The organism is Halomonas sp. 707B3 (genome assembly GCF_024158645.1).
GTDB classification, from domain to species: domain Bacteria; phylum Pseudomonadota; class Gammaproteobacteria; order Pseudomonadales; family Halomonadaceae; genus Vreelandella; species Vreelandella lionensis.
Map to the genome: position 1 here is coordinate 1 of NZ_JAMZBE010000119.1, position 11045 is coordinate 11045.

Genomic DNA, 11045 nt, shown 5'->3' on the forward strand with positions numbered 1-11045 from the left:
TCCCGTTACGACGACGGCGTTAAACTCTACTACGAGCAATACTGTGCCCGGGGTGACATGGAAAACCGGATCAAGGATCAGCAGTTGTGTCTGTTCGCAGATCGCACCTCCAGCACGCGGTGGTGGACCAATCAGTGGCGGTTGCTCTTATCGGGCTTTGCCTACACGTTGTTCGAGCGATTACGGGCCCACTTGAAGAAGACCCCCTTCGAGAGAATGAGCGCCAGTAACCTGCGGCTGAAGCTGATCAAGGTGGGCGCGGTCATCATTCGCAACACTCGACGCATACGGGTGTTGATGAGCGATGCCTATCCTTACAAAGACGAACTCTCTGACCTGGTGCGTCAACTGGTTCCGGAATAGAAGCCTGGGCTCCCCCGGCCCGACTCAATGGGGGAAAGGGGGCCGTGTGTCCGGACAACAGAAATTGATCAGTTATTAATCAATCGCGGCCGCAAATGAGCGGTAGTGGCGGTAACCTGCACAGTCTGCGAGACTTGCCGGGGACCTATGAGAAATCCGGGCTAGGAGTCTGCGCGGCAGAAACGTTTTGAGCCCTCGTTTCCGCCAGACCGGATCATTGTCTGGCCGGAAGGAGTGTTCGCGATATCGGATCGGCTCCATCATCGCTTTCGATCCAGCCAGTTAACCGGTTAAAAGGGGCATCGCAGGGCCCCAGCTGTACCTACCGTGAGCCAAAGGCTGCCTCAGCGACTTATGCCAACCTCATCAGTGAACTCATGCGCCTGAGATTGAGCGACAGACAGACAAGATCCCATTCACCCTGCACCGCCTGAAGGCCCCGCAAGCCGAACTGCCGGAAGCCCAGGACATTCTTGATCCAGCCATTCACCGCCTCAACCATGTGCTTGTGCTGAGCGTAGACTGCTCGCCCCTCCGCCGTGGTAAGCTTCTCCTCCATGCGGGCCGTCGCCGGGTACCGGCTCGCGTTTATATCTCCGGTTTTTTTGCCTTCCCGGCGCAGCGAGACGTAGCCATCTATGCCTTTTGTCTCCAATGCCTGCAAGTCTTCCTCTTTGCGATAACCCGCATCAGCCAGACATTGGCCTGGGTAACTTCCCAGAGTTTCTTTTACCTCGCCCAGCAGCGGCACCAGACAGCCGTTATCACTGGGGTTGTTACCCTGGCGGTTGCCCACGATGATCTGGAACTCGCCATCCACGGCCAGTTGGCCGTTATAGCATTGCTGGAACCCATCATTCGTTTTCATGATCCGGCTTTGGGGGTCGGTAAAGTTACTCTGAGCCTTGTCCTCCGGAACTCCATAATCTCTCTTGAAGTTCCGGCCACCCTTGGGTGAGCGGCGATCATCGTCTGGATGCCGGCCTTTGGCCTCATCTTGCGTTTTTTGATCCGCTTCCAGTTTCTCCTTCGCTGCCCGGATCTTGTCCAGCCGCCCCTGACGGTGCTGAAGCTCTTCGGGTAACTCGTCGCCCCGCTGATCCGGGCCAAACTGTTGGTCTTCCGATTCATCCACACGGCGAGCCTGGCCACAAAGCTCATCAACCTCTTTTGACAGACGGGCTTCTTCCTCCCGCATGCGGTCATAGCTCATGGCCTTGTGCTTACTGGCGTTGGCCCGGACCTTGGTGCCATCAATCGCCAGCGTACCGAGAGTAACCAATTCCGCTTCCTGGGCGATCCGGACCACCTGAATAAATACGGCCTTGAACGCAGCCAGGTGTTGCTTGCGAAAATCGCAGATAGTGCGGTGTCTGGGGAAATTGCCAGCCGCCAGGACCCGAAGGGCGACATCTTCTTCCAACTTCCGGGCGATCTTTCGTGATGAAAACACGCCGGTCGCGTACGCATAGATCAACACCTTCAACATCATCCGCGGATCGAAAGGCGAGTTGCGCCGACCGCTCCCTTCATACCGGGCGTAGAAGGCACTCAGATCCAGTTCCTCGACCACGTCACTGATGAAATAGGCCAGATGCCCTTCGGGCAGCCACTCGTTCAGGCTCGGGGGAAGAAGCAGTTCCTGATCAGGTGAATAGGGGCGGAAGGTGGTTCCCATCGGATTCTCCGGTGCTGAAGAATTTTTACGTATTATGCCAGAAGGTGGCTCCTGCCGCGCAGACTCCTAGCATAGGCCGGTAACAAACTGTCGAAACCGGCAAGAAGTCCCATTGTGGCAGCTCCTTGTATAAGGCGGCGCCTGGACACACCTGCATAGAAATGTCTATCGCTCATAGGTTGCTCCTAAAACCATGTATATACAGCTTCTCGCGTTCGTGGCTCGATTGTTGACGCTACCCGGTGCAACTGAAATCAAACTGAAAAGTCGACCGGTAACCCCCCATTTTTAACGGGTTGCTGTTTTTCTGGGGAGTTGCCGTTACTGGTACAATCCATGGCAGACTGGCGAAACTTTCCCACCTCGAAAAACGGCGCTTACAAATGAAAATTCTGATTGTTGAGGACAATGCGGTACTTGCCAAAAGAATATCGGACTGGCTTGCGCAGGCGCACTACACAGTCGATATCGCCAAAACCGGCAAAGAAGCGGACTCGTTGATTGAAACAAGCTCCTACCAGGCCGTTATTCTCGATATCGGACTGCCCGATGAAAATGGACTTTCTTTAATGCAAAGATGGAGAAAAAACGGGAAAAAAGAGGCCATCCTTATTCTGACCGCACGCTCCAACTGGACTGAGAGAGTAGAAGGGTTGAATGCGGGAGCTGATGATTACCTTCCCAAACCGTTTGAGTTTGATGAACTGAAAGCCCGGCTCAGTGCGATTATCCGAAGAAAGGACGGCAGAACGACAGACCAGATCAGCGTCGACGGATTTCATCTCAACGCCACCTACCGAACGCTGACCACGCCCGACCAGAAAGAGTTCAGACTGACAGCCACTGAATTCCGCCTTTTGCAGTGTTTCCTGCGTTCACCAGACAGGGTATTTTCCCAGGACGACCTGGTTGAAACCCTCTACAACATAGAAAGATGCCCCACCAGAAATGTTGTTCAGGTCTATATAGCCAGGCTCAGAAAAATAATAGGGGGCAATAAAATCAAGACTTTGCGTGGCCAGGGCTACTTCTTCGAAAAAGATCCTAACCGCTGAACGCCCGAGTGAACCAACCAGGTTAAAATATGTCTGCTCCGAAAAGTATCCGCAGAACAGCCATTCAGTATGGGGCTGTTTTCAGCCTCGTATATTTTACTCTGATATTCTTTTCACACACCTACGTGATAAAGCAACTATCGGACGAGTCCAGGAAGCAACACCTGAACAAAGAGCTGGGAAACTTTCAGGCAATCATTGAGGCTGAATCCCCCACAACCGACGACCTCAGCAACATGATCAATCAGTTTGAAATGCTTCTGGGGCATGCCATCGTCATCGAAACGGCTAGCGGAAGCGTCCTGGCGAGCCCGAACTTTGACCAGAGCCAACTGCAGGGCGCTGCAGAGAAGCCCGAGGGTTTCATCCACATAGCGCAGGGTGCGAACACGCTTTTTGGGCTTAGACGTACGTTCACCGCTACTGAAAAGCTGGCCTCAATCACCGTTCTTGAAACCGAGGGGGCGCTCTCTGAACGACCGCTGAAGGCCCACCTGACTTTGCTCGGCGCCTCGGCCGTTCTGCTGGCGATACTGCTGGCTCTGATTGGAACCACCACACATCTGACGTTAAAGCCCATCAGTAAGATAAAAGAGGATCTAAGACGGCTCCAATCCGGGAAACAAAGTCGCCTGAACCCTCACGTGCCGGAAGAGTTTCGTCCGCTGATCCGGCAGCTCAATGATTTGCTCGAGCTGTCAAACCGGCGGCTGGACCGCCACCGCCGCCTGAATTCCGACCTCTCTCACCTGGTCAAAACCTCTATTTCTGCCAATCTTGCCATTTTGTCGGATATCGATACCTTGCCTCCGTCCCGGGAGGATGTTGTGTTTATGGCCTCTAACTTGCGGGAGCTTGACAAATCCCTGAAATACCGGATGAGCAAAGCAGACATATCAGGCAGACAGATGGGACGGACGTGCATGCCGGTTGAAATCACGGCAAGTGTCATCACCGTTATGGAAAAAATATTCCCTGATACGGTTTTCCGCCTCCACACCACCTTACCTGAAAACTTCAACTGGCCAATGGAACGGCAGGATCTTTCAGAGCTACTTGGCAATTTACTCGAAAATGGCGGGAAGTGGTGCCAGACAACCGTCGACGTTACAATCGTCCGCACGTCATCAGGACTCTCCATAGAAGTAGCGGACGATGGCCCCGGAATTTCTCCCGAGGCGGCAGCCACTGTCATGAACAGGGGTACCAGGCTGGATGAAACGGTCGCCGGTTTTGGGCTCGGATTGTCCATCGTGTCCGAGATTGTCGAAGACAACCTCGGACAGATGAACATGGGTACCTCAAAAAACGGAGGAGCCAGCATTGTCATTCTACTGCCACTTCCGGATTAGAAAACCTCCAGAAAGGCAACCGTCGATGACGCAGCGCGGCTTCTCCCATTTTTTACCGTTGGATATCACTCACCTTGGCTCTTGAAAAGCGACCGAACAGAACCGGCAAAACAAAGAGTGTCAGGAAAGTTGCAGTCACGAGACCACCAACAATCACGCTGGCCAGTGGCTTCTGGATTTCCGCTCCCACGCCCGTCGACAACAGCATCGGTATCAAGCCGAGCGCCGAGGTTATTGCTGTCATCAAGACAGGACGTAAACGGGAGACGGCACCTTCAAACACCGCGGCATCCATGCTCAACCCATCCTGTATTCGCTGATTGATGCTTTCGACCATAACGACCCCGTTAAGCACCGCCACACCAAACAGTGTGATAAATCCAACGGAACTGGGCACTGAAAGATACTGGCCGGAGACCCAGAGCGAAAAGACACCACCAATTACGGCAAGCGGCACGTTGACCAGAATCAACAGCGCTTGACCAACCGAACTGAAAGCGAAGTAGAGCAACAGCGCAATCAGCCCCAGAGATACAGGTACCACAATGGTCAATCGTTTCTGAGCTCGCTGCTGGTTTTCGAACTGACCACCAATATCCACCGAATAGCCGGGGGGAAGGTTCACTTCTGACGCGATGGTATCCTGAATATCGGCAACCACACTGCCCATGTCACGACCCTGCACATTGGACTGAATGACCACACGGCGCTGAACGTCGTCGCGGCGCACCTGGGGCGGGCCGGACTCAATAGACACATCGGCCACATCACCGAGTCTCACCCAGGCTCCGGAAGGCGCCTGCAACCTGAGATCAGCAATGGCATCCCGGTCTTCCCGGAAACGTTTGGCCAGGCGCACATAGATATCGTACCGCTCATTTCCGTTGATGATCTGGCCCGCGGCGGCACCACCCAGTCCGTCCCGGACGACACTCATCACATCAGACACGGCGAGTCCGTACCGGGAAAGTGCCTGACGGTCTGGCTGAACCACCAACTGCGCTTCACCGGCAATCTGCTCCATGGCCACGTCCCGGGTCCCCTGAACAGTTCGGACCGCCGCTTCGATCTGTTGGCCTTTCTCGGCCAGCACCTTGAGATCCGGGCCAAAGAGTTTGATGGCCAACTGCGCGCGGACACCAGACAACAATTCGTCAACCCGAGTTGCAATAGGCTGAGAAAAGTTAAACAGTAGCCCCGGGTGCTGTTCGAGCTTCGCCTCAAACAGGGCCTGCAATTCATAGCGATTACTGGCGCTGGTCCACTCGGCTGTTGGCTTGAGGCCAATGTAGATTTCGATGTTGTTGACGGGCTCCGGATCGCCGCCTATTTCCGCCCGCCCCGCCCGGGACAGCGCGTAGGTCACTTCTGGAAATTCCATCAGCATGGCTTCCAGTTTTGGCGCCACTTCAAGCGCCGTATCAAGGCTTGATGAAGGGGCCAGGGTCACCCGGAGGTTAATCGTGCCCTCTTCCAGTTCAGGCACGAACTCCGTGCCGAGTCGTGGCACAACCAGCGCCGCCAGCACAACAAGAACAGCCGCCGCGCCAACAACCACGCGGCTATGCTTCAGTGACCAGGCAAGCCCCATGCGATAGAGCTTTTCCAGGGGTTTTAGAATGAAGCTTTCCCGCTCCCGGATACCCTTACGGAACATGTATGACGCCAGCGCGGGTACAACCACCAGAGCGACGATCACAGCGGACACAATGGCCAGCATGATGCTGATCGCCATTGGCTGGAAAAGCTTGGCTTCCACACCTTCAAAGCTGAATAAAGGCATGAAAACGACCAGGATAATCGCCGTCGCGAAAAAAATTGGTCGCGCCACTTCCCGGCCTGCCTCCTGCAGTCGAAGCGCAATGCCATGGTCATCGTGTGACGCGTCCAATGGGTCAGGGTCGTTTTTCACCAATTCATCCCGACGGGCGTCATGCTCAGCATCCGGATGCGTCAGATGTTTGAACATGTTCTCGACCATAACAACAGAGCCGTCCACCAGCATGCCAATTGCCACAGCAATGCCGCCCAGAGACATCAGGTTGGCCGAGAGACCGAACCAGGCCATGATCATCAGCGCAATACCGATAGAAATCGGTATAGAAAGCAGCACGAGCGTTGCTGCCCGAAGATTCATCAGAAACAGGGCAAGCACGATCGCAATAAACACAAAAGCCAACAGAAGTGCATTGGTCACCGTCTCTACGGCCTTGGTCACCAGATCCGCCTGGTTGTAATAGGGCTCAAAACGAACCCCACTCGGAAGCGCCTGATTTATGCGATCAATGCGGGCCTCGATGCCGTCGATGGTGGCTTTTGTGTTGGCCCCCATTCGTTTGAGTACAATGCCAGAAACCACTTCACCCAGTTGTTCAACCTGACCGGCTTCATCCTTCCGGGTCATGGTTACCGCACCCTGGCGAATTTCAGTGCCCAGCGCTACCTCGGCGACATCGTTCACTGTCACTGTAATGCCATCACTGGTTTTAACGGGCACCTGACGGATCTGCTCGAGCCCCTGCTCGCCATTACCCAGCCAGCCCATACCGCGAATAACCAACTGCTCCTGCCCGCGGCCCATATACCAGCCCCCAACATTGGAGTTGTTGTTCTCCAGGGCTTCCATGACATCGTTCTGTGATAAGTCATAGGACAGCATTCGCGCCGGGTTCAGGTTAACCTGGTACTGGCGGACCTCTCCGCCAAACGACAGGATTTCCGTAACCCCTTCAGCCGGTATCAGCAACAGTTTGACCAGCCAGTCGTGCAAGCTGCGCAATTCCATTGCGTCGTACCCCGAATCCGGGTCCGCTATCAGCAAGTACTGGTAGACCTGGCCAAGACCGGACGTATTCGGCCCCATTTCAGGCACCCCGACCCCGTCCGGAATCAGCTCCCGCGCGGCCTGCAACCGCTCGAAAACCAGTTGGCGCGCGAAATAGATATCCGTGCCCTCTTTAAAGACCACGGTGACACCAGACAACCCGGTTTTGGAGATGGACCGAACCTCCTCAACATCCGGCAACGCATACATCACCGCTTCAATGGGATAGGTGATCAGCTGCTCGACTTCCTCAGCCGCAAGTCCGGGCGCCTCTGTATTAACAGCGACCTGGACGTTTGTAACGTCGGGGAAAGCATCAAGATTCAGTTTTGGTATCTGAAACGCGGCCGTGGCGATAAGCACTGCAAGCGCAATAAGAACCAACAGGCGGTTCTGAACCGCCCAGTCGACAACTCGGTTGAACATAATGACTCCCGGAATCAGTGGTTGTGCGGATCAAAGCCGCCTTTGGCAATTTCAGAGGCCACAAAAAATGCGCCCCGCAAAACGACTCGTTGGCCCGCAGCCAGGCCGGAAACCTCACGGAGCCCGCCAATTGAGCGGCCCAGTTCCACTTCCACGGGTTCATACTCGCCTTCGGCCTCTTCCACATAGACCGTCCAGTCGCCGTCCGCGCCACGCATCAATGCAGTCTCCGGCACGGCAAGCACCGGCTCGCTGGTCTTAAAACGAAAATACACATCTGCGAACATTCCTGGATGAAAACGATCTTCAGGATTGTCCAGCTCCAGCCTGACAATCCGCGTGCGGGTCACAGGATCAATGGTGTGGGCTTCCTGGGACACCGTTGCCACGCCCACACGACCCGCTGCCCTGACTTCGGCTTCCGCGCCCTTCTCTAGAACAATGTCGGAGCTTGCTGGCAGATGGGCTTCTACCCAAAGCTCACTCTCATCAGCAAGAGTCACCAGCGGCTGGCCAGCCTCAACTCTTTGTCCTTGCTCAAACTCATCGGTCAGTACTGCACCATCCACGCGAGCCCTGAGCATGTATTCACCGAGACTATCCACCCCGCTGGCCTTCAACGCACCAATGTCATCATCGTTCAGCCCGTAAGCAAGCAGAGTCGCCCTTGCTGCTTCAATGTTGGCTTTCGCTGTATTGAACCGCTGATCGCCAACCACGGAACGACCCAGCCCGCTGATTCGCTTCCATTCAGGAAAAGCTTTCCTGTAATCCGCCTGCGCCTGTGCCACCGTCTCACTGAACAGGGTTACCAGCGGCTGGCCCTTGGTTACGTGCTCACCCAGTTCCACGTGACGCCGCAGCACCACTGAGGCAACCCGGGGGGACACGTGATAGCTGGTATAGCCGTTGGTCAGCAGCTCACCGGGAGCGTAGATTTCATAGTCAACGCGCTTGCTCTCGAGGGTTGCTACCTCAATGCCGGCGAGCTCTTTCTGTTTGGCATTGATGCTTGCGGTGGCCGCTTCTTCATGGCCACCGTTCTCGTCTTCGTGGCCGTGCCCCCCTTCCTCTTCATGATCACCTTCCTCCTCATGCTCACCTTCCTCTTCATGCTCACCTTCTTCACCATGATCTTCCTTATGCTCGCCCTCCTCACCGGTGACTTCCTGATGATCGTCGCCACTGGCAGCATGATCATGACCGGCTTCCTGATGAGCATCTTCCTCTGCCTGTACAAAAGAAAGTGGGGCTGTAAGCAACGTCAATGCGAATACTGAAATCAGAGCTTTTTTCATAATGAATATCCAGTTTCCAGACTATTGTTGGAAGGGGGTGATCAGTTCGCCAGACTGACTCAATAGCTCAATCAGACCCAGCTGCGCCTGCTTTTCCAGTTCAATACCGGTTTTCAGACTCTCCGCGCGCTGGCCCAGCGCCTGGAGATACTCAGAGGTGGAGAGGTCGCCGACCTGCCACTGCCTCTCAAGCAAATCAGCACTTCGCTGTACACGCCCCTGGGATAGTTCTTTCCATCGACGAAGTTGCTTGTCGTATCGCTTCCAGGAAGCGCGAGCGCCTGCCAGGTCATATTGTTGTTTCCGGTAGAGCGCCTGAAACCGCGCTTCGGCCTCCAGAGCCCGTCGATTCGCGGCCCGGATTTCAGCGCTGTAGTTATTACGGACGTTCAGAGGGATCGAGAATGTCAGGCCAACCACGTTCTCGCCGCCGTCACGCCCTCCGCTCAGCCCTACTGTCGGCGATGCTGTGGCTTTGCGTCTCGCAACCTCTGCCTCACTTTTCAGCACCTGCCACTCGGCTCGAGCGACTGCAATTGACGGGTGTGACAGCAGATCAGCCTCACCAATCTGGGACTCCAGCGCTGGCCATATATACTCGGGGATTCCCCCATCCTGAGGCCTCCAGTCCGGCAGACGTTCTTGAACCTGAGTTTCTGCCCGATCAACTGCGGCCTTTGCCTGGGCGACTTCGCTCAACTGACGGGATAGATTTAGAAACAGAAGCTCTGCATCGGCACGCCCCAGGTCGCCCGCCTGCTGGCGTTGCTCAACCTGCTCCAGCAAGGCATCCAGACGGTGTTGCTGGGATTCCGCAATTTCTTCGGCACGCGTCGCCGCGCGCCACTCGACAAGCGCAAACAATGATTCAGACGTTTGTGTCAGAACTGCTTCGCTCAAGCCAGCTTGCGCAGACAGCCTGATCAGCTTTGCCTTCTCCTGTAATGCGCCCTGTTGATCAGACCAATCGATCGTTTGTGACAGCCCTGCCTCAAAGTTGTTTTCACTGCCCGTTCTGTCTGCTCCCACTGACAGTTCCGGGTTGTACAGCGGTTGTTCGTTTGCCTCAGCATCCGCATTCCGGGCTGCCGCCTGCTCTGTCGCCGCCATGACATCCGGATGCTTGCTTATCTGGCCAGTGAGCCAGTTTGTCCAATTCACAGTCTCCGCTTGACCGAACAGAGGAATAGACAATAGTACTGAACACAGCAACGCCCTGGGCGAGTGCTTGCTTGCCTTCATCGACTTTCTCCCGAAGGGGTAAATAGCCACAATTCATGGGCGCGAGGCGTCCATGACAAAGTAGGTAGAGGTGGAGATAGTAAGTGAAAAGGTTGAAATGAACTTGAATTTGGAAGGCATTAGCTCAGGGAACTTGAAAGTGCTCCTCAATAAGGGCGGGGAGAAGCGGCAACGCGACTCATGGCCACGATGCCGCCATCCAATCTAGGAAAAGCGCTGGTTTGATGCCGGTTGAAGTGCGCTCTCGTCGGTCGCACCATCGTCGATACGAACAGCCCGAACCAGGCGGGATACAAGCACCTTGCCGTCACCCGGGTGCCCTTCCTGGGTTCTGCCCGTTCTGACAATGAGTTCCACAACTTCACCAGCGACATCATCGGTCGCTACGTCTATTTCCAGCTTGACCATCTTCACTTTCTCCAGAGGCGACTCATCGCCGACCAGATGACCAAATTCGCCGAGAGACACGACAGCAATACTTGCCACCCCCTTAACTTTGGCCAGAGCATCAACCACATGCTCTGCCATCACTTCTCTGACATACGCTTTTATTTCATACATAAACCGTCTCCTGACTATCAGACTGAAACGTCACGACGTTCAGATGCAAACCACTGGTACACACTGGGCAACACCACCAGCGTCAGCAGCGTTGAAGTGATCAGACCGCCAACCACAACCGTTGCCAGTGGCCGTTGGACATTAGCTCGGATTTCTCATGAGGGGATAAAAGAAAGCGGCTGAAAGTGCTATAGTTTCAGGACCTTACACCGTTCACCAAGCACCAACAGCCGCTATCCAAAATGG

8 protein-coding genes and 1 pseudogene are annotated in these 11045 nt (G+C 55.0%); 3 read left to right on the forward strand and 6 right to left on the reverse strand.

The genetic code is table 11. From position 1 onward, the window contains the following. Positions 1-363: transposase (locus tag BIS10_RS14135; RefSeq protein WP_253506066.1), on the forward strand; the 363-nt coding region annotated here is incomplete at its 5' end. Positions 364-715: 352 nt separating this feature from the next. On the opposite strand, the gene BIS10_RS14140 is transcribed toward BIS10_RS14135, so the two are convergent. Next, positions 716-2041 carry an IS1182 family transposase gene (locus BIS10_RS14140; RefSeq protein WP_035561699.1) on the reverse strand — a complete coding sequence of 442 codons (1326 nt, stop codon included), beginning with the start codon at positions 2039-2041 and terminating at the stop codon, positions 716-718. Between the two features lie 383 nt (positions 2042-2424). On the opposite strand from BIS10_RS14140, the gene BIS10_RS14145 reads away from it, so the two are divergent. Next, positions 2425-3096 carry a response regulator transcription factor gene (locus BIS10_RS14145; protein ID WP_035561696.1) on the forward strand — a complete coding sequence of 224 codons (672 nt, stop codon included), beginning with the start codon at positions 2425-2427 and terminating at the stop codon, positions 3094-3096. 29 nt (positions 3097-3125) lie between these two features. Beyond that, positions 3126-4448 (forward strand): ATP-binding protein, encoded by a 1323-nt coding sequence (locus BIS10_RS14150; protein ID WP_253506068.1) that lies wholly within the window; start codon positions 3126-3128, stop codon positions 4446-4448. A 52-nt stretch (positions 4449-4500) separates the two neighbouring features. On the opposite strand, the gene BIS10_RS14155 is transcribed toward BIS10_RS14150, so the two are convergent. The 5 genes and pseudogenes from BIS10_RS14155 to BIS10_RS19050 all read right to left on the reverse strand — a co-directional run. Continuing rightward, positions 4501-7698: an efflux RND transporter permease subunit gene (locus BIS10_RS14155; RefSeq protein WP_253506070.1), complete on the reverse strand. Its 3198-nt coding sequence runs from the start codon at positions 7696-7698 to the stop codon at positions 4501-4503. Between the two features lie 14 nt (positions 7699-7712). Beyond that, positions 7713-8996 (reverse strand): efflux RND transporter periplasmic adaptor subunit, encoded by a 1284-nt coding sequence (locus BIS10_RS14160; protein WP_239392742.1) that lies wholly within the window; start codon positions 8994-8996, stop codon positions 7713-7715. A gap of 21 nt (positions 8997-9017) precedes the next feature. Continuing rightward, complete coding sequence (locus BIS10_RS14165; RefSeq protein WP_239392741.1) at positions 9018-10238, reverse strand: TolC family protein; 1221 nt, start codon at positions 10236-10238, stop codon at positions 9018-9020. A 204-nt stretch (positions 10239-10442) separates the two neighbouring features. Next, entirely contained in the window at positions 10443-10799 is a 357-nt protein-coding gene (locus BIS10_RS14170) for a P-II family nitrogen regulator (protein ID WP_035561679.1), read from the reverse strand. 17 nt (positions 10800-10816) lie between these two features. Next, positions 10817-10945, reverse strand: a pseudogene (locus BIS10_RS19050) (efflux RND transporter permease subunit); the annotation flags it as partial. Between the last annotated feature and the right edge of the window lie 100 nt (positions 10946-11045).

Bases quoted from the DNA above. Each gene is read 5' to 3' on its own strand.
- BIS10_RS14140 (WP_035561699.1), bottom strand. From the start codon at position 2,041: ATGGGAACCACCTTCCGCCCCTATTCACCTGATCAGGAACTGCTTCTT.
- BIS10_RS14145 (WP_035561696.1), top strand. From the start codon at position 2,425: ATGAAAATTCTGATTGTTGAGGACAATGCGGTACTTGCCAAAAGAATA.
- BIS10_RS14150 (WP_253506068.1), top strand. From the start codon at position 3,126: ATGTCTGCTCCGAAAAGTATCCGCAGAACAGCCATTCAGTATGGGGCT.
- BIS10_RS14155 (WP_253506070.1), bottom strand. From the start codon at position 7,698: ATGTTCAACCGAGTTGTCGACTGGGCGGTTCAGAACCGCCTGTTGGTT.
- BIS10_RS14160 (WP_239392742.1), bottom strand. From the start codon at position 8,996: ATGAAAAAAGCTCTGATTTCAGTATTCGCATTGACGTTGCTTACAGCC.
- BIS10_RS14165 (WP_239392741.1), bottom strand. From the start codon at position 10,238: ATGAAGGCAAGCAAGCACTCGCCCAGGGCGTTGCTGTGTTCAGTACTA.
- BIS10_RS14170 (WP_035561679.1), bottom strand. From the start codon at position 10,799: ATGTATGAAATAAAAGCGTATGTCAGAGAAGTGATGGCAGAGCATGTG.